General features: G+C 41.6%; 22 protein-coding genes and 1 other annotated feature. Of the genes, 14 read left to right on the forward strand and 8 right to left on the reverse strand.

The window, feature by feature from the left end:
- Positions 1-20: 20 nt before the first annotated feature.
- The gene (locus tag MHB37_RS16020; RefSeq protein ID WP_405168226.1) at positions 21-3,080 is read right to left on the reverse strand and encodes an ATP-binding protein; all 3,060 of its coding nucleotides are present in this window, start codon (positions 3,078-3,080) and stop codon (positions 21-23) included.
- An 861-nt stretch (positions 3,081-3,941) separates the two neighbouring features.
- Here MHB37_RS16020 and MHB37_RS16025 point away from each other — a divergent pair.
- From MHB37_RS16025 to MHB37_RS16045, 5 genes are all read left to right on the forward strand, one after another.
- Positions 3,942-4,289, forward strand: coding sequence for a VOC family protein (locus tag MHB37_RS16025; RefSeq protein ID WP_076278478.1), 348 nt, complete (start codon positions 3,942-3,944; stop codon positions 4,287-4,289).
- A 345-nt stretch (positions 4,290-4,634) separates the two neighbouring features.
- On the forward strand, positions 4,635-5,204 hold the full coding sequence (locus tag MHB37_RS16030; protein WP_175619918.1) for a hypothetical protein: 570 nt from the start codon (positions 4,635-4,637) through the stop codon (positions 5,202-5,204).
- Positions 5,205-5,296: 92 nt separating this feature from the next.
- Positions 5,297-6,178 carry an aminoglycoside phosphotransferase family protein gene (locus MHB37_RS16035; protein WP_076278481.1) on the forward strand — a complete coding sequence of 294 codons (882 nt, stop codon included), beginning with the start codon at positions 5,297-5,299 and terminating at the stop codon, positions 6,176-6,178.
- Between the two features lie 250 nt (positions 6,179-6,428).
- A complete protein-coding gene (locus tag MHB37_RS16040; protein WP_076218108.1) occupies positions 6,429-6,878 on the forward strand; it encodes a DUF1569 domain-containing protein in 450 nt (149 codons plus the stop codon).
- A gap of 120 nt (positions 6,879-6,998) precedes the next feature.
- Positions 6,999-7,239 (forward strand) — a binding site (T-box leader).
- Between the two features lie 47 nt (positions 7,240-7,286).
- Positions 7,287-8,096, forward strand: coding sequence for a GNAT family N-acetyltransferase (locus MHB37_RS16045; RefSeq protein ID WP_405168227.1), 810 nt, complete (start codon positions 7,287-7,289; stop codon positions 8,094-8,096).
- 47 nt (positions 8,097-8,143) lie between these two features.
- On the opposite strand, the gene MHB37_RS16050 is transcribed toward MHB37_RS16045, so the two are convergent.
- Positions 8,144-8,857: a MerR family DNA-binding transcriptional regulator gene (locus MHB37_RS16050; protein WP_339282101.1), complete on the reverse strand. Its 714-nt coding sequence runs from the start codon at positions 8,855-8,857 to the stop codon at positions 8,144-8,146.
- Between the two features lie 157 nt (positions 8,858-9,014).
- On the opposite strand from MHB37_RS16050, the gene MHB37_RS16055 reads away from it, so the two are divergent.
- From MHB37_RS16055 to MHB37_RS16065, 3 genes are all read left to right on the forward strand, one after another.
- On the forward strand, positions 9,015-9,896 hold the full coding sequence (locus tag MHB37_RS16055) for an alpha/beta fold hydrolase (RefSeq protein WP_405168228.1): 882 nt from the start codon (positions 9,015-9,017) through the stop codon (positions 9,894-9,896).
- 252 nt (positions 9,897-10,148) lie between these two features.
- Complete coding sequence (locus tag MHB37_RS16060; RefSeq protein ID WP_405168229.1) at positions 10,149-10,784, forward strand: glycoside hydrolase family 11 protein; 636 nt, start codon at positions 10,149-10,151, stop codon at positions 10,782-10,784.
- A 163-nt stretch (positions 10,785-10,947) separates the two neighbouring features.
- Positions 10,948-11,775, forward strand: a complete 828-nt coding sequence (locus tag MHB37_RS16065) for an SUMF1/EgtB/PvdO family nonheme iron enzyme (protein WP_076303739.1) — start codon at positions 10,948-10,950, stop codon at positions 11,773-11,775.
- Positions 11,776-11,879: 104 nt separating this feature from the next.
- Here MHB37_RS16065 and MHB37_RS16070 read toward each other — a convergent pair whose 3' ends face one another.
- Complete coding sequence (locus MHB37_RS16070; protein ID WP_076303798.1) at positions 11,880-12,734, reverse strand: LysR family transcriptional regulator; 855 nt, start codon at positions 12,732-12,734, stop codon at positions 11,880-11,882.
- Positions 12,735-12,865: 131 nt separating this feature from the next.
- Here MHB37_RS16070 and MHB37_RS16075 point away from each other — a divergent pair, with 131 nt between their 5' ends.
- Positions 12,866-13,855 (forward strand): zinc-binding dehydrogenase, encoded by a 990-nt coding sequence (locus MHB37_RS16075; RefSeq protein WP_036677456.1) that lies wholly within the window; start codon positions 12,866-12,868, stop codon positions 13,853-13,855.
- Between the two features lie 23 nt (positions 13,856-13,878).
- Here MHB37_RS16075 and MHB37_RS16080 read toward each other — a convergent pair whose 3' ends face one another.
- From MHB37_RS16080 to MHB37_RS16095, 4 genes are all read right to left on the reverse strand, one after another.
- Positions 13,879-14,448 (reverse strand): hypothetical protein, encoded by a 570-nt coding sequence (locus tag MHB37_RS16080; protein ID WP_076303738.1) that lies wholly within the window; start codon positions 14,446-14,448, stop codon positions 13,879-13,881.
- Positions 14,449-14,590: 142 nt separating this feature from the next.
- On the reverse strand, positions 14,591-15,838 hold the full coding sequence (locus MHB37_RS16085; protein ID WP_405168230.1) for a sensor histidine kinase: 1,248 nt from the start codon (positions 15,836-15,838) through the stop codon (positions 14,591-14,593).
- Positions 15,835-16,527 (reverse strand): response regulator transcription factor, encoded by a 693-nt coding sequence (locus MHB37_RS16090; RefSeq protein ID WP_076278485.1) that lies wholly within the window; start codon positions 16,525-16,527, stop codon positions 15,835-15,837. The genes MHB37_RS16085 and MHB37_RS16090 overlap by 4 nt, the downstream gene beginning before the upstream one ends.
- A gap of 165 nt (positions 16,528-16,692) precedes the next feature.
- Positions 16,693-18,777 carry a subtype B tannase gene (locus tag MHB37_RS16095; RefSeq protein WP_217696576.1) on the reverse strand — a complete coding sequence of 695 codons (2,085 nt, stop codon included), beginning with the start codon at positions 18,775-18,777 and terminating at the stop codon, positions 16,693-16,695.
- Positions 18,778-19,029: 252 nt separating this feature from the next.
- On the opposite strand from MHB37_RS16095, the gene MHB37_RS16100 reads away from it, so the two are divergent.
- Positions 19,030-19,533 carry a DUF1572 family protein gene (locus MHB37_RS16100; RefSeq protein ID WP_036677310.1) on the forward strand — a complete coding sequence of 168 codons (504 nt, stop codon included), beginning with the start codon at positions 19,030-19,032 and terminating at the stop codon, positions 19,531-19,533.
- 70 nt (positions 19,534-19,603) lie between these two features.
- Here MHB37_RS16100 and MHB37_RS16105 read toward each other — a convergent pair whose 3' ends face one another.
- Positions 19,604-20,473, reverse strand: a complete 870-nt coding sequence (locus MHB37_RS16105; protein ID WP_076125575.1) for an AraC family transcriptional regulator — start codon at positions 20,471-20,473, stop codon at positions 19,604-19,606.
- Positions 20,474-20,596: 123 nt separating this feature from the next.
- On the opposite strand from MHB37_RS16105, the gene MHB37_RS16110 reads away from it, so the two are divergent.
- The 4 genes from MHB37_RS16110 (at position 20,597) to MHB37_RS16125 (ending at position 24,705) form a co-directional block, all read left to right on the forward strand.
- Complete coding sequence (locus tag MHB37_RS16110) at positions 20,597-21,655, forward strand: Gfo/Idh/MocA family protein (protein WP_405168231.1); 1,059 nt, start codon at positions 20,597-20,599, stop codon at positions 21,653-21,655.
- Positions 21,652-22,509, forward strand: a complete 858-nt coding sequence (locus MHB37_RS16115; RefSeq protein ID WP_076125572.1) for a sugar phosphate isomerase/epimerase — start codon at positions 21,652-21,654, stop codon at positions 22,507-22,509. The genes MHB37_RS16110 and MHB37_RS16115 overlap by 4 nt, the downstream gene beginning before the upstream one ends.
- A 24-nt stretch (positions 22,510-22,533) precedes the next feature.
- Complete coding sequence (locus tag MHB37_RS16120) at positions 22,534-23,427, forward strand: sugar phosphate isomerase/epimerase (RefSeq protein WP_036677301.1); 894 nt, start codon at positions 22,534-22,536, stop codon at positions 23,425-23,427.
- A gap of 144 nt (positions 23,428-23,571) precedes the next feature.
- Complete coding sequence (locus tag MHB37_RS16125) at positions 23,572-24,705, forward strand: amidohydrolase/deacetylase family metallohydrolase (protein ID WP_405168232.1); 1,134 nt, start codon at positions 23,572-23,574, stop codon at positions 24,703-24,705.
- Positions 24,706-24,713: the final 8 nt, after the last annotated feature.

Genomic DNA, 24,713 nt, shown 5'->3' on the forward strand with positions numbered 1-24,713 from the left:
CGATACAAAAAAGCCACTCCTTATGGAGCGGCTTTTTTGCTTGAAAAGTTATCACTGTCCTCTGGTACAACAAAGGATACCAAGGTGCCTTCTCCAGGCTTACTCTGGATCGAGAGACCTTGACCATATAATTGACTTAACCTCCTATGGGTGTTGGCCAGCCCGATGCCACCTTTGCCTTCCATCATTGGCTTCAGCAGTAAAGAGAGGGTCCCGGAATCCATGCCTTGCCCATCATCCTCCACTTCAATCTTTACAGCCTTGTGCAGACGGATAATACGTATTTGAACAGTTCCACCCTGTTGGCGCTTAAGTATACCGTGCTTAACAGCATTTTCTACCAACGGTTGGATGGATAGAGGAGGAATTAGGATGTCAATATTCGGATCTACCTTCCAGACAACAGATATCCTTTCTGCAAATCGAGTCTGTTCAATATACAGATAAGATTCTACCAATTCCAGTTCATGGGAGAGGTTCACGAGCTCTCCGACATTTAAAAAGTCAAAACTGATTCTTAAGAAAGAAGTAAACGCGCCAATGAGCTCCTGCATTTTTTTAGTATCCAAATCACTGAGTGCGGCAATAGAGTTCAACGTATTGAATAAAAAATGCGGTTGTATCTGTGCTTGTAGATAGGCTGCTTCTATCCGCACCCGTTCATTGAAGGATAGCTTCATCGCAGTTAAAGCCCGAATACGGTATTTAAGCTCCACTGCATCTACAGGTTTTGTGACATAATCATTGGCACCGGACAAAAATCCAGTATAAATATCCTCAGGCTGACTACGGGCAGTAAGCAGTAGAATCGGAAGTTCATATAAGGAGTAACGAGTACGAACCTTCTGTGTTAATTCGTATCCCGACATCTGTGGCATCATAACATCGCCAATAAGTAAGTCCCAGTTCCTTTTATCCAACAATTCCAATGCTTCATGGGCTGAGTTCACGGTAGTTATGATATAAGGTTCGGTTTCAAGAATACCCTTTAGTACATTCAGATTGACAGGATCATCATCTACCACCAGAATATTTACCTTAATCTCTGTAAAAAGCGGCGGAATTTTTTCAGAGTGATTACTTGGCTGATGTTCGGAAATTCCCCACTCAGTCATCTGTCTATGAATCTCATCTGCCATATACGAAACTGTAGGTTCCGTCTGTTTTATTATCTGTTCGCTGTAAGAATCGGCAAGAGAGAGTGTGAAACTAAAAGTTGAACCTTTACCAAGCTCTGATTGAATGCTTAGGCTGCTTCCATGCAGTTCTACCAGCTGCCGGCATATGCTTAATCCCAGCCCAATTCCACGCCCGTCATTTATTCCGTGAGGGCCTTGCTCATAGGGTAGAAATATCCGTGCCATAGTCTCTTCAGTCATGCCTACTCCGGTATCTGTCACATAGATAAGAACCTGTCCGTCCTGTTCCTCAGCCTTAACAGTTACAAGTCCTGCTTCGGTGTATTTGAGCGCGTTGTGCACCAGATTTAATAAAACCTGCACCAGTCTTTTCTCGTCCGCACGAACTGGCGGCATAGCTTCCGGGATATCCATAGATAGCTGTACTGGCTTACCTTCAATCATATATTGAAGCATACTAATCACACCGGGAACTACCGATTGAACCGAAATAGGTTCCTGTTGTAAAATAACACGATGCTCCTGAAGACGGACCACATCCAGTAGATCACCAAGCATATGAGACATACGGCGGCTGATTGTAATCAGCAGTTCCATATCTTGACGGCTACTTTCGAAAAGTCTGTCCTTTTCTTTTGTGACAATATTTTGCGCGATATTCATGATTCCGTGAAGCGGTGTACGCAGCTCATGTGAGGTATTAGCGAGAAACTGGTCCTTAAGTTTGTCTGCTTTTTTCAGCTGCTCATTTAGTTCCATGTTCTCTTTAGCATTTTGAAAATACTTTTTAAACCAATAAGCTGAGAAGCCCACGATGGCTGCGATAATATCCAAAGGATAATAGACAATTGAATAGTGTCCGTTACTATCCCACAAATTCCATAACAAATTAGAAACGATCGCCGCACCTGATAACAGCAGAAAAACAACATCTTTATCATCTTGCTTTTTGAACAATAAGCGCCCTAAGCTATAGAGCAACCAAATGAAGGGAATATACTGGAACACTTGAATGATTCCCAAATGAATGGATGTGCTGACTAAATAAGCAGGGACAATAAATATAAACAAGGTATAAAGGAAAAGACACCATGTGTAAGCACGTAACCACTTGTTGACTTTGGCACCTGAGGTGAATTTCCTGAAAACAAGCAGAATAAAAAGGTTTTGCCATAAGAAGGCGATCAAACGGATTTTTAAGGACCAAGTATAATTAATCGGCAGTAATGAAAGCACTAAGTTGTCATTTCGAGCTAAAAGGATTACAGCTACAGATAAGGTCATTAACCCTACAAGAAACAGAGCACGTTCTTTAGGATTAAATAAGTACAGAATACAGGCATAAAGCCCATGCAGTAGTAAGATAATTGCTGTAAGCATTTGAAATCCGACAGTGTAAAAGTATGTCCGGTCAATGAGTTCCTGAGAGCCAAAGAAAATAGGGCCTTTTATACCGCCCTTATAGGGGTGATCAAAGTTAGCTACGTGAATAAATACATCTATCACTGTGGTGTTTTTTGAAAAATAAGCTGCTGTATATGAGGTGGTTTTGGGTACATATGTATCGGCATCAAGAGCTATTACCCCATTATTGAGAATAGGAGTGCCGTTAATCTCCACACTGGAAGCGGAATAAATTTGTTTGATCCAGAAAGAGACAGGTTGCTGAAGCGGGTCTACCAAAATTCGCAGACGATACGTACCATAACCATAAGAAGAATTCTGATCGCTTCCCATAACATGGCTCCAATTTCCAGGAACTTGAAGCGAGTGGGATAGCTTTGGTAGAGTAGAAGTCTTCGATGAAACGAATTGCGAAGGATAGAAGCTCCATTCACCATCCAGCCTGAATAAGTTAGCCTGCTCCAGATCCTGGCCGCGTAAATCCAGTACCCCATTGTTAATCACAGGTACAGTGTCGGAAACCTTAAATAGACTCAACCAAATGCAGCGTAGGCCAAAGAGAATGCTTATAAAAAGTAGAATGATAGCTAATTTGTTTAGGATAGTTTTATTTTTCATGAGAACATTATAGCAAATAATTCTAATCTAGAATCTAAAATGAAGATTATTTACATAAGAAGGAGAAGTAATGAGCAACGGACACTGCGTGGGGCTAAGAGGAATGTTCTCCACATGGAAGAAGCATGATGTATCTCCTTGAACATTTGCGTACTCGAATACATGAACACATGAATACACGAACACTCCAATACTTGATTGGTGCTTCTCTGTTGGGCGTCTGGATTACCGAATGTGCTATTTGGCTGCTGGTTTGGCGTTTGTGTTACCTAATTTGTGACTATGCTGCTGGTTTGGCGTCTGTGTTACCTAATTTGTGACTATGCTGCTGGTTTGGCGTCTGTGATACCGGATGTGCGACTATGCTGCTTGTTGTGCGTATTGTATTCCCACACGCTCTCTTCACCATGAGCGATCGGACTCAGATGCAGCTATTCGGCTGAATTTTGACTTTTAAGAAGTGTTTCGGACCCCAGAGGCGTTATTTGTTCCAAACATGCGCGATATGAGGGCTTTTCGAGCCAATAGCGACTATAGAGTCCGATAGGTTCTCAAATGAGCCGAATTATGGTTAATAGCGACTATAGGGTCCGATACACTTCACTCCTGCTTCCAATATCATTTTTCATAAGCTTGGCTCCTCGTTTATTGGTGAATGTGATTTTGAATACCCCGTTAGAACTAACCTTCGGTGTAATGAGTGGAGGTTAACGGTGGATTCTCCTTAATCCTAAAGGGTATATTATTAGAAACTTCAATGCAGACAGGAGTGTAGATACGATGATTAAAGGTTTCGGAGGAATATTCTGGAGAACTAAGAATCTTGAAGCTACAAAAAAGTGGTACAGTGAGGTGTTGAAGCTTGACATAGAGAATTGGAATGGGACTGTGATAAAACCTCAAGTGGGAAATGAGACCATCTTTTCTTTCTTTACCGAGGATGACAGTTATTTTCCAATAGAACAACAAGTGATGTTGAATTTCCAAGTGCATGATCTAAACGAGACGATTAAGCATTTTGAACAGATTGGTGTACCTCTTGCAAAGAAAATAGAGATTAATGAATTTGGAAAGTTTATTTGGATTGAAGACCCAGAAGGTCGACTGATCGAGCTTTGGGAGAAGTAAGGAGTTGCAGATTATTGCTATTGAGCTAACAGGTGCGTTTTTTTATAAAAGCTCAGTTCAACATCTAATTGTAAATGTATTAGGGAATAAAGTTGTCAAATCCGTGGGGAATATTTCTTCAAAGCTTTCAGCTCCCAGAAAGAACTTTAACTTCTATATTCTGAGGTGCGGCGCTTGCGCTGCATCCACGGCCAACGAAATACTATTGTCAACCCAAATAGGGAGCATACCGTCGAGGTGTACTCCCTATTTCATTGAAGGAATTGGAAAATTAGTGCAACATTTCACCTATAACTTATGTCAATAAAGAAGTTATGTAATAAAATCATAAGAGTAGGTGGTAAATTGAAACTTCGTTTAATCACGTTAATATGTTTATTCACTTTCGCATTCTTTATTGCAAATGGACAAGATGCTAAAGCTTTATCCTGTGTCGAGTTAGGAAGTCCCCAAGAAGCCCTAGAGGTCTACGGCGGAGCTATTTACGGTGAAGTAAAACAAATAAAGGTCGATTTGAAACAAGAAGGATTTACGGGGCCAAAAGAGAAAATCAGATATATATTAGTGGATGTTGAACGAAGTTGGAAAACTGAAGTTGACTCTCAAATTATTGTGAGAACAGACTACACTTGGGGTTTTGATTTCAAGGAAGGTAATAAATACTTAATATACATTAGCGAAGTGGATGGCGAATCAAGCAGTAGTCCATGCAGTTCAACAATTGAAATGAATAACCTTAACCAAGCAACAGAACTATTCGGTGAAGGACTTCGACCCAAACAGCAAGTACACCTAGAATACAAGATGTGGTTAATGTTTGAGCAGGATATTGATTTGTATATTGTAATTGCAATAGGACTAGTAGTGATTTCAGTCATTTACCTGAGAGCAAGAAGGAAAAAGGGCTTAGTGTAATTTTATTACACTAATGGTTAGGATAGTTCAATAAAAATAAGAATAAGATAGCTGAACTAATTACTATTCATTCATAACATGTGAGGTGCGAGTTGAACTTAGTAGAAACAATCATAAAAAGATTTAACCTTAATGTATTAAGTATAGATAATGTTCCTGAGTCCTTTAGTTCACAAGTATACAAGCTGAATCTTACTAATGGAGAAACGGTGTATGCGAAGATCCCTTATAACAGGGATAAACTATATCGCGAATATCGTATGCTTGAACTGTTGAGGGAGGTATTACCGGTTCCAAAGGTGTTAGACTTCTGGAGTGGGGATGACTTAATTTCTGGTGCATTACTTTTATCTGAGATTAAAGGTATACCATGTACAGGTGCTATTGATGATGAATTAGCATTTCAAATTGGAGTACTTCACGCAAAGCTGCATGAAGTTAAAATGCCGGGATATGGTGTGGAAGGATTAGACGGTTTTCAATTTTTTAATCAGAACAATTGGAGACTTTATATAAGAAATAGCTTTGAAAAATTTATAGAACCTTGCAAGCAAGTCCTTGAGAGAGGACTTTTCGAAAAATGTATTAATTACTTTGAGGGTGCTTTCTCAGTTTTACCTCCTCCTGATGGCCCGTGTGTTGTTCATATGGATTTTCGACAAGGTAATATACTAACAAATAATAATATGGTTGTTGGAATTATTGATTTTGAGAGTGCACGGAGTGGATCCTCGGAAATTGATTTCACAAAAATTAACCGATATGTTTGGGAAGTGAATCCTCAAAGTAGAATTTCGTATAAAGAGGGATATTCAACAATTCGTCCTCTAATGGATTTGGAAACAATACTACCCTTTTATGATTTTTACGATGCTTTTGGTGCTGTTGTCTGGTGTAAAAATAGAGGGATTGAAAAGAATAGGGCGTTCCTAAAGGAAAGTATTTCTGTATTGCAGAAATCCGTAGGTTGTTGAACTAACGGGAAACGATATTTAAAGACAGTTTAAGACGAGGAGCTACCTCCATGATGGATAGCTTTATTACGTTAAAGGACATGATAGTGAATAAAGGATAGAATAATGGAAATGGCGAATATTAGATCGGCAGTATACTGTAAAATTATTATGATGCAATCATGAATACAATAGCTTATCGTGATATATGGATCATCAGAACTAATAATGAAAAAATCGAAAACCCAAAAAACGTAATGGAAGTGTGTTTATGGAAAATATATATAACAAATTACATACAGCGGAAATACTGAGCCGTATCGAGAATTTAAGTCCAAATTCAAGCCCACAGTGGGGAAAAATGAATGTTTCTCAAATGTTGGCTCACTGTTCAGCATTTCAAGACATCGCAAATGGAAACTCCTTTCCTCCTAGAAGTTGGCTAGGAATATTAATAGGAGGGTTTGTGAAATCTATTTTTTACAATGACAAGCCAGTACCACATAATATGTCAACAATTCCGACCATACTTATTTTAGATGATAGAGATTTTGGAAAAGAAAAAGAAATACTGAAACAAAAGATTATAACTTTTCAAAGTAACGGTCCGGAGAATTGTTCATCCCATCCACATCCTTTTTTCGGGAAATTCACTCCGGAGCAATGGGGTAAAGGGATTTATAAACATCTAGACCATCATTTAAGACAATTTGGTGTTTAGTCTTTTTTCGCAGTGAATAATAATTGTTTAACGGAGACGAGCACTCATAATCGCCAACTCACATATTTTTTATTGACATAAAATCCCTATTACTTTATATTGTATCTAATTATATTGCAATCAAATGCGACGATGAGGACAAGTAAATCCGGATATGTCGATCAGAGAACTGCCGGTTGGTGCGAGGCAGAGGACACCCGAATCGAACAATCGCCTCAGAGCTGGCTCCCGAAATCATAGTAGGCGGGCCCGGGATTCTGCCGTTACAAAGAAGCATCGTTGTTGGACGATGGCAGCAGAGAGGGTGTATTCATAAATACACCAATCAGGGTGGTAACGCGGAATCTACTCCGTCCCTAATGGGACGGAGTTTTTTGCGTTCTTATAAATAAATAAGGAGGAGTAACAATGTTTCAAAAAATCAATGTCTCCGATCGAATACTTAGCCAGGATATATTTATTGCTGATGAGGTTCAATACAACCTGATTCACCTTATTTGCGAGTCGAAGAGTTCTACTTGCTTAAAAGATTCTGATGAAACAATGATTTATGCCCAGTCAACGGGACATAACGCATGGCTTTGGAGTTCTAAGGATATTGCCGAGGATAAGAAGGCCGTTCTCTACGAAGAACTTATAAAATTTCTTAAAGAGACTACATTACCGGGAGTATCTGGAGAACCAAAAACAACAGAACGTTTTGCACAGCTGTATTCTCAGGCAAATCATCTTCAATATGAGTCCACGATGACTATACAATCTTATTTCTGTACAGATCCAAAGAAACCGTTGAACGTAAAGGGTACAATGCAACAAGCAACGAGAAAAAACCTGGCCATTGTAGCAGAGTTTTTGGCGGGTTTCTCAGAGGGGGCTTATGGGGTTAGGGTGAACCCAGAAGCTAAAATTCTAGATGCCAAGAGGATGATTGAGACAGGGGACTTGTATATATGGTTTGTAGACGATAAACCTGTATCGATGGCGTACATTGCACATAGGTCGGCAAGATATTCCAGATTAAATGCGGTATACACACCACCGTCTTGCCGGAAAAAGGGTTATGCAAGTGCACTAGTAGCAGAGTTATGTTCCGTTCTTTTATCGGAGAATTTAGTGCCCATGCTTTATGCTGATTTAAAGAATCCTGACTCGAATAAGGTTTATCGAAATATTGGTTTTGTGGAAAGCGGGAAGATTGTTGACATCAAGTTCAAATAGGCACAAAAGGGCTACCGCAAGGTAGTCCATTTTCTATGATCAATATGTTACTCGGCATTACTTTTATACAATTTCACATAGTTTGTAAGTTCAGCTATCGCGAAAAATTGCTTCATTAATTGAGAATTCAATTTTTGTAAGGCAAGCTGAAAGGATATCTCCACTTTTTTGTAGTTATGTGTTTCTATTTCATTCAAAAGCTGTTTCATATTCTCGATATAATAAACAGTTTTCCTTAAACTGCTGATAAGAATAATTTTTCTTAATTCCGTTAAAGTGAAGACTCTGTAGCCATTATCTTTGTTCCTATTCGAAGAGATTAGCCCTTCTTGTTCCCAATGCCGAATAGCTGATGGATTAACTCCTGCCATTTGTGCAACTTCACCAATCGTCATTGAATCTGATACAGTTAAATCTTTGTATTTAGATAAATCAACATCCCGAAACATGCGTAAGACTTCCTCTAACCTTTCTTTTTCCACTTGGGTCTTATGTTGCTCTTGATTGATTGCCCAAAGAGCAGACTCCATCTGCTGGCCTTTTATCTTCCTCATCACATCGTACACAACCGGAATTTCATATCCCTGCAATAATGCCCGAATGGTAATAAAAGCTTGCACATGGATGGAAGTGTAACATCTGCGGTTGCTGGCGGTCCTTGGTACATCTGGAATTAAACCTTGATCTTCGTATCTCCTTAAAGTAGTGGTACTCACATTTAATTGCTTAGCTATCAGTGTAGGTGTATATATCTCTTCCATAAACATCATCACCCCAAAACATTAAAGTTGAACATTCAAGTGCTACAACAATATTAAATCGAATTTAGGTAGATATATCAAGGGAGGTAGAGGGATAAACCGAAAGATTGCATGAATGTTATATGATATTTTTATAGAACACAAAGGAGTGAGTTCATTGAAAAAGATAATACAATTAGCAAATCAATCAGAAATAGAAGTAGGTATGGCAGGACTTCCAGATAGTCCAACCCTCATGTTACCCATCGCTAAAAAATCTGTGTACAATCAGGAAGCAGAAAACTTAAAGCTGTGGGGAGTAGATCCCGAATTAGGCAAACATTTTGTTGAAGGACTTGCGGATACGTTTCAAGTGCTTTATTTCGATTATGAAGGTCATCTATTTCAATATCCAGAGGAAAATCTAACAGCAGATCATATTGTGAAGGATCTTCTCCACATTGCGGATGAAATGAATGTTACAAGCTTTAGTTACTACGGTTATTCCTGGCTTGCGTTGATTGGATTGCAAATGGCTATAAGAACAGATCGCTTGGAGAGTTTGGTAATGGGAGGTTTTCCACCCTATAATGGTCCCTATCAAGAAATGAGGGTTGTGACCCATAAAACACATACACAAGCTTTGAGTAACCAAAATGAATCTGTAGAAAGCCCAACAGGATCGGAGAATCCAAACGAAATGGATTGGGACAATATAAAGGTTACCATAGATACCCGTGTTACAGCACAATTTGTCTCTCTATACCAGAGCCTCACAGCCTTTGATGATCGCAGTATTCAACATTTGCTTAGTCTCCCTAAACTAGCTTTTGCAGGTGGAAATGATACGATCGTTTACGGTGAAAATTTCGGGAGCGTTACCGTTGACATCGTCGGGTTGTTAAAAAAGAATAAGGAGCAGTTGGCGGATTTAGGCTGGGATGTTGAAATCCTTTCGGGAGCCCAGATGGACCATACAAAAGCTATGCAACCAGCAGTAGTCTTACCACTGATTAAGCCTTGGTTTATGAACGTGTTACTAAAAAATACTGGATTGTAATTGTGGCAGATACAAAAATCCAGTGAATAAGGTATCCCAAAAGAACAATACTTTTTAGGGTAAAATCTTTAATTTGAAGAGATTAAATAGTAAACGATCTATGATAAGATTCCATATGTAATCGCTTACATTAATATATATGGAAGGAAGTGGTGTTGCGAATCTGCCCCAACAAGGAATTGCTTCGACTACTAGAAATACAGACAAGCAGTATGTAGGTATGTAGTGACAAAAAATTTCAGGAGGTAGATTATGTTTAAATTTAACAAGAAAATCGTGACTGTAATTATGGCAGCTACAATGAGTTTCAGCTTGTTTGCAGCAACCTCAAGTGCAGCGACAGACTATTGGCAAAATTGGACCGATGGTGGCGGAACAGTAAATGCTACCAATGGATCTGGTGGGAATTACAGTGTTACATGGTCAAATACTGGTAACTTTGTTGTTGGTAAAGGTTGGAATACTGGATCTCCATCTAGAACAATAAACTACAATGCAGGCGTCTGGGCACCATCCGGCAATGGGTATTTAACTCTTTATGGGTGGACGAGAAACTCCCTCATAGAATATTACGTCGTTGATAGCTGGGGCACTTATAGACCTACTGGAACTTATAAAGGTACCGTGACCAGTGATGGAGGCACATATGATATATATACGACTACGAGAACGAACGCCCCTTCTATTGATGGTACGGCAACCTTCACACAGTTTTGGAGTGTAAGACAATCCATGCGAGCAACTGGAAGCAATGTTGCGATCACTTTTGCCAACCACGTTAATGCTTGGAAAAGTTACGGAATGAATCTGGGCAGCAGTTGGTCTTATCAGGTGTTAGCGACAGAAGGATATCAAAGTAGCGGGAGCTCAAACGTAACAGTATGGTAACTTGAGCTTCGGACCAGCTCAGGCATCTCCAGCTTATTAAAATAACTATTAATCACTATCATTGCTAAGGTTGTCGGTCCACAGCCGGCAGCCTTAGATCATTCTAGATCATTCAACAAATGATACTTAACTACATACCAGTGGTTGGAAAGGAGATATATCCATGAGAAAACTATTAATTTCTCTTTTAATAGTAGTTGTTATCAGCGCTTGTTCGCAAGAAAAGCCTGAACAGAAGGATACTTATGTATTAGTCAAAGGCGGGACTTTCATTAACACAAATTCCAACTACAAAAGTACAACTATATCAAATTTCTATATCGGCCAATATGAAGTGACTCAGAAAGAGTGGGTTGAAATAATGGGAAGCAACCCTTCAGCATTCAAAGGCGACAACTTGCCAGTAGAAATGGTTAATTGGTATGACGTAATAGATTACTGTAATAAAAGAAGTATAAAAGAGGGGTTCAAACCCTATTACAATATAGATAAAAATAAAAAAGATCCGAATAATAAGAGTGATAACGATAATTTAAAATGGACAGCAACGCTCAATGCAGGAGCTAATGGTTACCGATTGCCTACTGAAGCAGAGTGGGAATATGCTGCAAGTGGAGGACAGTTGAGCAAAAGTTACACCTACAGTGGAAGCAATAAAGCAGATGAAGTAGCATGGTATTGGCAAAATGCTGGAGACAAATACTTATCAGGAGATTGGAACTGGCCGATCATAGAAAACAACCACAACAAAACAAAATCTATCGGTGGCAAAAAACCTAATGAGCTAGGTCTTTACGATATGTCAGGGAATGTAAGGGAATGGTGTTGGAACTGGTACGGAGATATAGATAGTAACAGCGGTTCTTTCCGGGTTGTAAAGGGTGGCGGGTGGATCGGCGGTATCAGCAACAACGAGATTTCTTTTCGGGGAAAGTTCGAAGCGAATGGTATGGGTCCTGATCAAGGTTTTCGAGTAATTCGTGGTGAGTAGAGGGGAACAAGACATACCAAGTATAATCGGAAAAAGCTGAAAAGGGTTTGATTAATAAACAAGCTTTGCGCTCGAATATAATCAAACCCCAATATGTATGTTTGCTATATTTCTTCGATCATTTGGATTAATTTTGACAACGCACTAGAAAAAACCGCGTTCCGGCGATACACAAACCATACCTGCAAATCTCGATATCCTTCAGGCAGACGGTGGGAAGTAATTACTCCCGCCTCTTCAGCCTTGGAAATCGAAGATTGGGGCAGCATAGACACGCCGAGTCCTGCGGTAACCCCACTTAGAATTACATCTAACGTTCCGTATTCCATAATCTTATGAGAGCTCATCCCGCTTTCATTTAGGAAACTCTCAGCTTTGGCGCGATGTGTACATCCGACGTCGAAAAACAACATTGGCTTTGTAAGCAATTCGCGCATATCGCTCTTACCTGGTTGTGAGATAAGCACCAGCTCCTCTTCGAAAGCAACAACATGTTCTATATCAGGCTGGTCAATGGGCCCATAAACAAAGGCTCCATCTAGTTGGTAATCAAGCACCTTTTGTAAGAGGTTATGCGTTTCTCCCGTTATAAGCGATAGATTAACCTCGGGATATCGTAAGTGATATTCGGTTAGCAGAGGCGTTAGATGAGTAGCCGCTGTTGTTTCGATGGAACCTAGACGGAGCGGACCAGCAGGGTGCTCAGAGTATTGTGTGGTTATCACAGCCTCGTCCATTAGTAATAATATTTTGTCTGTATATACCAGTAAGTTCTCACCTGCCGGCGTTAACGTCATCCCTCGATTGGATCGACGAAATAGGGGGATTTTCAGCTGAGCTTCTAGATACTGAATCCGGTTCGTCACATTTGATTGGACATAATTCAAGACTTGAGCAGCCTTCGTTATGCTACCCTCGCGAGCAACCGCTTGAAATATTCTCAAATCTCCACTTTCCATTTCCTTTGCACCTTCTTGGTATGATGATTTATGATAGTCACCTTCAGTTTTGATCATTTTACTGGATTACACCCACTATGTAAAATTTATTATAGATTCATTAATAACAACTTGAGGAAGGGGCTTAGATGATGAAAGCCATTATACATGCTGGAGAAGGTGGCCTGAAGGGCTTGAACTATAAAGAGATTATGGATAAAAGACCGGGGATTGGAGAAGTGAAGGTTAGGTTAAAGGCTGCAGGGCTAAACCACAGGGACTTGTTTATCATGGATGCCAGAACAAAACAGGATGTTCCTTTGATTATCGGTTCTGATGGTGCGGGGAGAATTGAAGCAATAGGTGAAGGTGTGCTTGATCATAATGTAGGTGAAGATGTCATCATTAATCCGTGCATCGGATGGGAACATACCGATAATGTTCCAAACGTTCCAGCCATTGTTGGGGGACCTTCAGAAGGCACATTCGCTGAGTCAATCATCATTCCTGCGCAAAATGCCATCAGCAAGCCAGCTTACCTGTCATGGGAAGAAGCCGGCGTGCTGCCCTTATCTGCCTTAACAGCCTATCGGGCGCTATTCACTAGAGGCCGCTTAAAGAAAGGTGAACATGTTCTTATACCTGGCATTGGTGGTGGGGTTGCGACTTATGCCATGATGATGGCTTCAGCGGTGGGTGCACGTATCAGTGTCACTTCACGCAGTGAAACGAAAAGACAAGCTGCTCTCGCTCATGGAGCTGATCATGCGTTCGACAGTCATAGCAACTGGAAGGAAAGCATGAAAGGAGACACCGTTCATCTCATCCTCGACAGCATTGGGCCTGCGACGTTCCCACATTACTTTGATATTATTAAACCCAATGGACGTATTGTTACGTTTGGTGCAAGCTCAGGAGATCGAATCGAAATCCCGACGCGAGCCATATTTTTCCCGCAAATTAGTATCATAGGTAGTTCAATGGGAAGTAGTGAAGAGTTTGCGGATATGCTTCAGTTTATGGAACACCATTCGATTCGACCTATCATTGATCGAGTGTATCCTTTACAAGACACAGTTCAAGCCTTTCACCGAATGCAGCAGGGAGAACAATTTGGTAATATCGCGATAAGAATAGAATGAGCGGAGTCCATTATAACTGGAATTCAAATGCCAAATATATCGATTTCGGAGACAGGAAACCACTTTTTCGAAGCCACATCTTTAAAAAATACTTGAATAGTGTAGGTGCCCTTTGTAGTAAAGGAATATGTATACTCATTGGTTTTGAACCAAAAGTTTTCTTCGCTGTTCTTAATTTGTTGAGCATCAATGGTTTCTGTTTTATCCGCAGGATCGGTGATCACAACCTTAATATCTGAAATTTCAGTTTTTAAATGATCCACCTGTAATAGAGTAGAAAATGCAAAACGTGACGGGCTTTTTACTTTACCAAAAATCTCTCCGTTATTATCGAGCATTACCATGTTTATGTTAGGCTTGTAGATTCGAACGGTTTTACCTGATTCATCCAAGGTGAATAGTGCAAATAAATCTTTAGACAACTGTTCAGTCGTCAAGGAAATCGAACCTTCGGACAATATTGCGGGCTGTTTTTGAAGCACATTATTCAAATATAATGAAACTTCAGATGAGCCAGCTGCAGCATAAATTACGGTTCCCGGTAAAATCATGATGCAAAATCCTAAAAGAATCAGCTTCCTTATTTTTCTCAATGATTTTCCCTCCTATAGAGCTTTATGTTAATTATACCCATAAGATGGAAGATAGTTTCTTTTACACAATTAATAAAATATAAGAAGGTCAGTAGAGGGAAATACCCTTACCTGACCTTCTTGGTGTTAAATGAGAGAGTTATTATTTGAACCGTCTAATGGTAAATTGAAAAGCTGTTCCTTTTCCCGGTTTGCTTGTAACCGATATTTTTTCTCCCAGACCATTTACAATTTCCTCGGCGATAGCAAGCCCAAGACCACTTCCTTTTTCATTATGGGACTGTTCGCTTTTGTAAAATCTTTCAAAGATATAAGGGAGGTGCTCTTTTGCAATGCCGGGTCCATTGTCTGATATCTGCACAGTTACAACCCTCGAATGCACAATAGCATCAAAAGTTATTTTCCCATCCTCCTGAACGTATTTCATGGCGTTATCCATCAAAATATTGACTAATTGCAACACTTTATCTTTATTAGAAAAAACATCTGGAAGGTTTCTGGCGTTATCTGTAATCTCAAATACAATGCCCATTTCATCGGACAAGAAAGAGTATTTAGACTCAATAAGCATGACTAATTCCTGAGTATCTATTTTTTCTTTATTCCAAGTTTCTTTTTTATTTTGCATTCTTGATAATTCCAGTACATCATAAATCAATCGTTGCAAGCGCGCACATTCGGATAAAATAATTCCATAGTATTTATTTGTTTTTTCTTCATCTTGAATCATTCCATCTGCCAGCGTCTCCGTTAAAGCTCTGATAGAGGCAATGGGAGATTTCAGCTCATGGCTAATATTCGCTATATAATCCCGACGAGTCTTTTCAAGCTGCTTCATCTCCTTTAGATAGGAGGATATAAAGAAGCTGATTATTAGTGTGCCTAACAAAAGGGTACCTGTAAAAACGTAATAGAAGCCATTCAATACCGCCTGAAATTCACTGCCAGGTTCTAATAAAAAGACGACTCCGACCGCTTGTTTATCCTGAATAATAGGTGCGCCTACGACAATGGATTTACTCGGAAACCCATTAATATTTTTAATCGCAGCGAATTTATTGTACTTAATTACTTCGGGAATATAATCTATAAGGGCATCCTTGAATTCTTCCGATGTAACATTGAAAAAAAGATGCTTATTTTCGTCACCAGGTGAAAGGTCATTTCCCTCTAAATCATACACCTTCATAAGATACGGTTTAAAACCTCGAATGCTCATCTCATTTTGTACCATTTCAGCAGCTATAGCAGAGGCCTGAGGCAGCATATCTTTTAATTTATAATTCAAAAAAAGCTGTTTAATAATCAAGGTTCCTCCAAGTTGTCCTAAAATGAAACAAAAGAGGATGGCCAGATATATCACTTTTTTGTTGGAAGTTACTTTTTTCATGTGGAAGTCTCCATTTTGTAGCCCATCCCATAAACAGATTTGATTTCAAATCCCAAATTCTTTTCAGGCAGTTTTTTTCTCATTCTTTTTATGAGATTATCAACGGCTCTAGTATCACCGAAATAATCATAACCCCAGACCTTATTTAAGATTTGTTCTCTTGAAAGCACCTTGTTTTTATTAATTGTAAAATAGATAAGCAATTCGATCTCTTTAGGTGTAAATTCCATTCGTGATCCATTAATTTTGATATTAAAAGCATTTCGGTCAATCTTCATTTCTCCCAGCGTCAGGATGGCGTCTTCACTTGGAAAGGTGTAATGAGTGCGTTTTAAAATGGTTTTTACTCTTGTGACGACCTCCCGGGGGGAGAACGGTTTTGTAATATAGTCATCTGCACCAATTTCCAAACCTAATATGCGGTCAGTTTCCTCACCTTTTGCGCTCAGCATTATAATCGGGACGTTACTAGTCAAGCGAATCTTACGGCAGACCTCTGTCCCAAAAAGTCCAGGCAGCATAATATCTAGAATTAAGAGATCAAAATGCTGATCTTCCAATTTGTAAAGAACTTCCTCACCATTGTATACGGATTCATATTCCATATTTTCCGCCTGTAAATAAGCAGATATGCTCTCATGTACAGCTATATTGTCATCACAAATTAGTATGTTCACTTTACCCTGCATAGCTACCACCTTTATTCCGATATCTTGGAACTTATTGTATGTAAATTGTCTAAAAGGAGCAAGGAAGACTGCATGTTCGTGAGGGAAATAATCGCATTCTAAATGGAATGGAAAGAGACCGATTGAAGGATCGGCCTCTTGTAACCAGAATAAGTTACTGTCCTATTATTTATTACTGTCCTTATAGATGTTAGAAGTATCTATACTTATGGTGTGCGTTCCAGCATCCCATTCCAAATTAAAATCAAGTGATTTTGCAATATCCCTCAGCTTAAAATACTCACTACCGCCGATATTATAGCCCGTTACTGAAATCTCTTGTCCGTTCAAAGTTATCTTAGTGGCTGTCATAACACCGGTCTTTGAACTAGTATTTACAGATGCTGAAAGTTCAATGCCCGTCGGAGTGTACGTTTTGTCAGATGTAATGTTTAAAGTATTCGTATTTTCATCCGATGTCACTTCAAACTGTTGTGTAGTGTTGTTTACAATCATAGCAATGTCCCGTAATTTAAAATAGTTGCTGCCGTCGATATTGTACGCGTTAACAGATATCTTGTTACCATTCACCAACAATGATGATTTGGAAGGAATGGCAGCTGCGGATGCTTTTGGCGAAGTAGCACTAACCTTGTCCGCCCAAGCAAAAAGCTCATCCAGATCGTAATCTCCGCTGTGTGGAATATCCCAAGCCATTGCAAAGTCAACGTTTGAACCTTTGTTCTCAAGCTCTGTTGCCAATATAGTAGAAACAGCGAGGGAAGTATCACTATCCTTGGTTCCCATCCGAATCCGCCAATTATTTGTAGTGGTTGTTCCCTCAGTGCTGATATAGTTCATTGGATTCATCATTTTCACTAGATTCTGGTCAGCAAGTGTTCCCCCCGCTGTATCATGCTCCAAACCGAACTGAGTAAAATGCTGGGCAGCGACATTCGCTGTGCCGAATAGATCGTTTTCACCATTGCTCAGGTCTAAACCGTCAAAGGCTCCAGGCAGTTTCATTCTGCTCAAGTATGCAAGATATTGATCATAGTCGATATCCGTAACAGTGCCATTTTCAATGGTGATCCAGGTTTTGTCGGACAGATCTGTACCCGATTTTAACGCTTTTTGCGCTGAAGCGATCACAAAAGCTTTGATGTAATCTTTAAAGGTGCCATTGCCGTCCGCATCCATCTTCAAAGCTGTTCCGTCAGTATTCGTAAGTCCTAGACTATTGACGTATTCAGGGAACATAGCTTCCAGTTCGTTAGATACCTGAATCTGATCCTCCGTCAATGTTCCTTCTACCAACGTTCTTTCCATGTTAAAATCCGTATTTCCGGAGAAATCAAGTTTTTCATAAGTGTTAATTCCGTTGAATTGCCACTCATAAGCTGCATCTGCGTTATCTAGATTCGTAATCGGCGTGTAGGCCGAAACGGCAAAAACGTCGTCACGCTCATCAGCTGCTCCGATCGCTTCCAAATAAGGCTCATATTCCGCATTGTTGCCGGTAGCACCCAGTAATGCGGAGAGCGCGCCGCCAGCACTTGTGCCGTTAGAGATGATCTTCTCGGCGTCACCAGGCATAATGTCGTCGTTAAAGCGAAGGTAGCGGACAGCCGCCTTCAGATCTACGATAGCTGCGGGTGCCTTACCAGTGTAAACACCTTTTTCGTCCTTTGTAGTTCTACCGCGAGCGCCTGGAGATGCGACCACATAACCTTTGGACAGGGCAACTGCGATAGCACTGGGAGATTCAGATGAAGGTGTTCCTGCGTTTTCGTCTTTACCCGCAGCGGGTTTATTCAATTCCGTTCCTGTATCGGCGCCTGGGGCTGCTGCGGATTCCTTGTCTGTTTTCGGAGCGCCGTTCTGTGGACCTGCCCCCATACCCATTCCTTTACCTGTTTCAGTACTACCTGGCTGAGCAGGCATATACCCGCCAACCTGGTTTGGGAAGAAGATAGGTGCGGTATCGGCGGTGTAACTACCGATCGACTTACCCTGGAAGTATTCCTCAGGGACATAGACGTTCATAGTTTCATAATTAATATCTACAGGGTTCTTTACATAAACGATATTCTCATATGCCCGATAAGTGACGGATTGACCATCCACCGTTATGGTCTTTGTAGTATAGTTAGTCGCATTGAATTTCAAGCTATACTCGCTGTTAGTTGCTGCACTTGCAGATCCTGTAGCGAAAGAGAGGCTCATCAGAGAACATGTGAGGATAGGGGCAATCCATTTTTTAAGTTTCATTTCGTATCTCCTTTTTCTAAAAATAGTAGATAATCTCATCAGTCTCTTTTGTACTAATCTGAATGATCCAGTGTCATATACCAACTCCTTCTTTTAAGGCCAACAAACGTTATCAATTAACTCTACTCAGGAGCTCGGATAAGAATGTAACAAAACATTGTGGCATAAAAATAGCATTGGTACTGGATTTCATTTGACAGTAGAGATGAGTTTGGTAAAATTTACATAGTTTATATCAATAGGAGGTTAGCAATGGATATCGCCATTGAGTTAATTGAAAGTATGTTGGTTAAATTTAGATCGGAAAAGAAATGGACGCTCCAAGCAATCGAGCAATGTACCCAAGAGGATATTACATGGTCCCCAACCGTGGAAAGTAACAGTATTGCAAATTTGGTTGCTCATATTAGCGGAGCAGTACACTCACGAATTGAAACCATTCTTTTAGATATTCCTGATACAAGAGATAGAGAGAGGGAGTTTGAAAGAGGTCTAGAAATGACAAAAGAACAAGCTATAACCATGACCAGGGATGCTTTTGATATTATTATCCAATACCTTGAACGGCTCCAATCTAACCCGGAGTTATTGATGTCACAACCCTTTCTTAATTTGCCACCCCTTACATATAGCCAAGTAAATAACGAGACCACTGCTCTTAATCTCATGATAGCGATGGTGAGAGAAGTCCATTATCATACAGGCCAAATCATCTATGCAGCAAAAATAAGAAAGGGACAGCTTGTATGGCAATAATAGTTTAACTAGAGGAACGTTGCATACACTAACAAAGGACTGCCAAGAGGCAGTCCTTTGTTCACTCTAACTAGAATCCCCTCACACTGCTAGGGGTTACTTTTTTATGCTTTTTGAAGGTGCGGCTGAAATAGTAGATATCGCTGAAGCCAGTAGTGGTAGCGATTTCAGAAATCGTTAGCTGGGTATGGCGGAGCAAATAATCTGCACGGTCTAAACGGACAGCATTTACATATTCCGATATCGTATGCCCAGTTAGTTCCTTAAAGAGACGGCTGAAATGGAAGCGGCTTAGCCCCGTTAGCGCCGCAAGTTCGTCAACTTGAATCGGTTCCTGGTAATGGGTATCGATATATCGCAAAACAGGTGCGAAGCGTTCAACGGTCTGAATACGCCTCTCTTGCTCAGCTTGTGAGAGTACGGTGACGATATGTCTGCGCAACAACAGCGTTAACAGGCGGTATAGCTCGGACTTGACGGCCAGCTCGTAACCAAATTCGCGACGTTCCAGTTCCCGAATAATCGCCAAAGCACAGTCAGTAATATGCTGATCCCCCCGGATATGGTTACGTAACAGCAGCTGGTTCCGCTGAATCGGGGCGATGAACTTGGTTTCGGCAGCGTCGCTTACCGCACTATGCAGCAAAGAAGTATCTGCAATAATCGCATAATACAATAAATCAGAAGAAGCGCTTACCCCATAATGCAGCTCGTTGCTGTTCACAGCAACTAAATCGCCAGCCCGAACGTTGATCGGTGTTCGTCCGCACTCAAAAACAGCCTCACCACTCTCAATAAATATAAACTCAAGATGCTCATGCCAATGATGTGGGAACAACATAACTCCTTCTTGGTGGAAACGCTGGGTATGTACTTTAATCGGAAACTCGGGATCCGGCATGTCCATGGGTTCCTGTAGATGTTTATCATAGTCCAACATTTATAGACTGCACCTCCTATAGCACAATTGTACAAATGAAACCGCAAGGCTCTGCATGGTGTTTAGGGTTGAAATCATTATAATACGAATCATAACCTATGCAAAATAAAGGAGCGAGTGTTAATGGATAAGATCAAAATTGGCGTAATAGGTACGGGCTCTATCTCCGGCATGCACTTAAGTGCTTATCGGAATAATCCGCAGACAACCATATATGCGGTATGTGATCTGAATGAAGAACGTGCACGCGAAGTTGCTAAAGAATATAACGTCGAGAAGGTATACACGGATTATCGTGAATTACTGGCCAATTCCGAAATAGATGCAGTCAGCATCTGCACATGGAACAACTCTCATGCCGAGATCAGCATCGCGGCGCTTGAGGCAGGCAAGCATGTGCTTGTGGAAAAGCCGCTTTGCCGTACGGTTGAAGAAGCGCTTCAGGTACAGCAAGCAGTGGAAAAGAGCGGCAAGATTTTGCAAGTAGGCTTTGTACGACGTTATGACTCCAATGCCCAGCTCCTTCAGACGTTGGTGGAACAAGGAGAATTCGGCGAAATCTATTATGCAAAAGCAACGACGTTCCGGAGACTAGGCAATCCCGGCGGCTGGTTCAGTGATATTGAACGCTCCGGCGGCGGACCGCTGATCGATATTGGTGTCCATGTGATTGATCTATGCTGGTATTTGATGGGCCGTCCGAATCCAGTATCGGTAAGTGCTAATACCTACCGGAAGCTCGGCAATCGTTTTAATATTAAGAATCTCTCATTCTATAAAGCCGCCGATTACGACGCAGCGAACAATACGGTGGAAGATTTAGCGAATGCACTGATTCGCTTTGAGAATGGAGCTTCGCTAATGGTCGATGTCAGCTTTACACTGCATGCCAAAGAAGACGAGCGTTCGGTACGCCTGTATGGTGACAAGGGGGGGGTTGAAATTGATCCTGAGATAGTCATTGTTAAAGAACAGGCGGATACGATCGTCAATACCTATCCGCAGACCGATAATAAGGGGTTTGAGTTCAACAGTGCATTCCAGAATGAAATTAATCATTTTGCTAGCAACATCAGTACCGGCTCTACACCAATTAGTCCTGTGCAAGACGGCGTTACAATCATGAAGATACTCGGCGCGATCTATGAATCCGCAGCCAAAGGTGAAGAGGTGAAACTATGAAGTTAGGAATCAGCACTTACAGTTTGCATTCGGCTTTTTCAACGGGTGAGCTCACGCTTGAAGGAGTCATTGAGACGATCGCCGATCTGGGCGCAGAACATGCGGAGATTGTACCTTTGGGTATCAATTTGGTTGAAAATCCTGAGCTAATTGATCAGATTGTACGAACAGCAGCGGGTCGTGGACTAGAGTTATCCAATTATGCTATCGGGGCGAACTTTGCCGGGCTGGAGACAGCGGAAATGCAGCGGGAAGTCGAGCGGGTAAAGCGGGAAGTAGACGTGTGCGCGGCATTAGGCATTCAGCGGATGCGGCATGATGTAGCCTCCTCAAACGATCTATCCATCACGCATTTTTTGGAAGAGCTTCCACGTTTGGCTGAAGCCTGCCGAGAAATTGCTGATTATGCCGCAGGTTTAGGCATTACGACCAGTGTGGAGAATCATGGATACTTTATTCAGCACAGCGATCGTGTACAGGCGCTGGTTCATGCGGTGGGTAGAGATAACTTCCGTACAACACTCGACATTGGGAACTTCCTGTGCGCAGATGAGAACCCGCTAATAGCTGTACCTAACAACATCAAGCTTGCTTCAATGGTGCATTTCAAAGATTTCTATATTCGTCCGCAAGACCGCCAGCCTGGCGAAGGTTGGTTCCAATCCTCCGGTGGGAACTGGTTGAGAGGTGCCATCGTTGGTCAAGGAGACATCGATATGCCGAGTGTAATTCGAATCGTTAAGGAAAGCGGTTACGATGGATATATCTCTGTAGAATTTGAGGGAATGGAAGAGTGCCGTAAGGGAACAAGACTGGGGCTGGAATACATCAAGCGGGTTTGGAACCAAATCTAATTCATTATACTGGAGGATTATGCCATGGTTAAACCAATTATCACTAATAAAATCGGTGTTATCGTAGACAGCTTTCAGGTTGGAGTGAAAGAGGGATTGCGCAAGGCAAAAGAAGCTGGGGCAGATGGAGTTCAGATTTATGCGGTACAAGGCGAATTTGATCCCGCTACTCTCTCTCAGTCAGCACGCCGTGAATGGAAGGATTACATTGCTTCGCTAGGTTTAGAAATCTCTGCCCTCGTTGGAGATTTAGGCGGACATGGCTTTCAGGACCCTGCCCAGAACCGTGCCAAAATTGAAAAGTCCAAGCGCATTATGGAGCTGGCCAAGGAGCTAGGTACAGATATCGTAACTACACATATCGGTATTGTTCCTTCTAACCCTGCCAGTAAAATCTATGAAACCATGCACATTGCCTGTGAGGAACTTAGCAGATATGCACATGAGATGAATTCTTATTTTGCGATTGAGACTGGGCCAGAACCCGCTGCACGTCTGAAGACGTTCCTCGACGGTCTGGGTTCCAGAGGGGTTTCCGTTAATTTTGATCCGGCCAATATGGTCATGGTGACTGGTGATGATCCGGTGCAAGGTGTTCATACTCTAAAAGACTACATTGTACACACCCATGCTAAAGATGGTCTCAAGCTTGCCGATATCGATCCACGCGATGTTTACGGTCAATATGGTTATGAAGCACCAGCATTAGACCATGAGAAAATCGCTGAAATGGCCGAGACCGGCTCGGCATTCCGTGAAGTTCCGCTCGGAGCGGGTTCTGTTGATTGGAACAACTATCTGCAAGCACTGAACGACATCGGTTATACAGGATTCCTGACCATAGAACGGGAAGTTGGCACTAATCCGGAGGAAGATATCCGCCAGGCTGTGAATTTTTTAAAGGGTTTTCGGGTCTGAACACGGTAGTGATAAAGAATAAATAGTTCATCCAAACAGTCCCTGTGAAAAAAGATCCTACATCCATTGGGACTGTTTGTGTTATAGATTGTGCGGGAAAGACCTAGGACGGTAATGTTCTGAATTTGGAAAGAAGGTGTGACGATGACAGCAGAACGTTTGCTCCTCCGCCGGGCGAAAGTCCTGAATGGAGCGGAAGTGGACATTGTCATAGCTGATGGCAACGTAGTCCAGATTGTTCCCGGAGGCACCGCCGAAGACCATGGTTTCAAGGTCGTGGAAGCCAATGGGGCGTATGTCTCTAGCGGCTGGATCGACTTGCATGTACATGCGTTTGCAGAATTGAATCCGTATGGAGACGAGATCGATGAAATCGGAATCAAATGTGGCGTGACTACCCTCGTGGACGCAGGTAGCTGCGGAGCGGAGCGTATTGGTGAGCTGGCAGAGGCGGGGAAAAAGTCAGCAACGCAACTGCTTGCTTTTCTTAACATTTCAAAGATTGGCCTGATGCGAATTGACGAGTTGTCCCAATTAGAGTGGATTGATCATGAAAAGGTGCTTCAGGCGGTAGTTGCTTATCCTGAATTTATCGTAGGCTTGAAGGCCAGAATCAGCAAAAGCGTAGTGGGTGACAATGGCATTCAACCGCTTCAACATGCACTGGAGCTTTCGGAAAAGACCGGGCTGCCGCTGATGGTACATATAGGCTCCGCACCGCCGGATATCCGTGAGGTTTTACCGCTACTTCAACGCAACGACGTGATAACCCATTATCTAAATGGCAAAAGCAACAATTTGTTCGATAAGGAGAATCTACCGCTCCAGGTGCTGAGAGATGCTATTGAGCGTGGAGTTCACTTGGATGTGGGACATGGTACGGCTAGCTTCTCGTTCGCTGTGGCCGAGGCGGCCAAACAAAACGGTATTGATCCGGATACGATCAGCACAGACATATACAGAGGCAACCGTATGAATGGTCCCGTCTACTCCATGGCGAATCTGTTGAACAAATTCATTGCACTGGGATATTCCCTTGAAGATACAATTGCACGGGTGACGAGTAGAGCAGCCCAGTGGCTGGGACGCCCGGAACTTGGGGAGATTCGGATCAACAACAAGGCGAATCTGACCCTTTTTCGTGTGACGGATGAGAAGATTGAACTGGTAGATTCTGAGGGGGAACGCCGGGTAGCACAGCAAACCATTCAAGCAATAGGAGTGATCATAGGTGACAAATACATGGAATGCGAAATACGGCCTGAAAAGAGTTATTAATGCAAGCG

This window comes from Paenibacillus sp. FSL H3-0286, assembly GCF_045040705.1.
GTDB classification, from domain to species: Bacteria; Bacillota; Bacilli; order Paenibacillales; family Paenibacillaceae; genus Paenibacillus_AQ; species Paenibacillus_AQ odorifer.

Bases quoted from the DNA above. Each gene is read 5' to 3' on its own strand.
- MHB37_RS16025 (WP_076278478.1), top strand. From the start codon at position 3,942: ATGATTAAAGGTTTCGGAGGAATATTCTGGAGAACTAAGAATCTTGAA.
- MHB37_RS16040 (WP_076218108.1), top strand. From the start codon at position 6,429: ATGGAAAATATATATAACAAATTACATACAGCGGAAATACTGAGCCGT.
- MHB37_RS16045 (WP_405168227.1), top strand. From the start codon at position 7,287: ATGTTTCAAAAAATCAATGTCTCCGATCGAATACTTAGCCAGGATATA.
- MHB37_RS16050 (WP_339282101.1), bottom strand. From the start codon at position 8,857: ATGGAAGAGATATATACACCTACACTGATAGCTAAGCAATTAAATGTG.
- MHB37_RS16060 (WP_405168229.1), top strand. From the start codon at position 10,149: ATGTTTAAATTTAACAAGAAAATCGTGACTGTAATTATGGCAGCTACA.
- MHB37_RS16065 (WP_076303739.1), top strand. From the start codon at position 10,948: ATGAGAAAACTATTAATTTCTCTTTTAATAGTAGTTGTTATCAGCGCT.
- MHB37_RS16070 (WP_076303798.1), bottom strand. From the start codon at position 12,734: ATGGAAAGTGGAGATTTGAGAATATTTCAAGCGGTTGCTCGCGAGGGT.
- MHB37_RS16075 (WP_036677456.1), top strand. From the start codon at position 12,866: ATGAAAGCCATTATACATGCTGGAGAAGGTGGCCTGAAGGGCTTGAAC.
- MHB37_RS16085 (WP_405168230.1), bottom strand. From the start codon at position 15,838: ATGAAAAAAGTAACTTCCAACAAAAAAGTGATATATCTGGCCATCCTC.
- MHB37_RS16090 (WP_076278485.1), bottom strand. From the start codon at position 16,527: ATGCAGGGTAAAGTGAACATACTAATTTGTGATGACAATATAGCTGTA.
- MHB37_RS16095 (WP_217696576.1), bottom strand. From the start codon at position 18,777: ATGAAACTTAAAAAATGGATTGCCCCTATCCTCACATGTTCTCTGATG.
- MHB37_RS16100 (WP_036677310.1), top strand. From the start codon at position 19,030: ATGGATATCGCCATTGAGTTAATTGAAAGTATGTTGGTTAAATTTAGA.
- MHB37_RS16105 (WP_076125575.1), bottom strand. From the start codon at position 20,473: ATGTTGGACTATGATAAACATCTACAGGAACCCATGGACATGCCGGAT.
- MHB37_RS16110 (WP_405168231.1), top strand. From the start codon at position 20,597: ATGGATAAGATCAAAATTGGCGTAATAGGTACGGGCTCTATCTCCGGC.
- MHB37_RS16115 (WP_076125572.1), top strand. From the start codon at position 21,652: ATGAAGTTAGGAATCAGCACTTACAGTTTGCATTCGGCTTTTTCAACG.
- MHB37_RS16120 (WP_036677301.1), top strand. From the start codon at position 22,534: ATGGTTAAACCAATTATCACTAATAAAATCGGTGTTATCGTAGACAGC.
- MHB37_RS16125 (WP_405168232.1), top strand. From the start codon at position 23,572: ATGACAGCAGAACGTTTGCTCCTCCGCCGGGCGAAAGTCCTGAATGGA.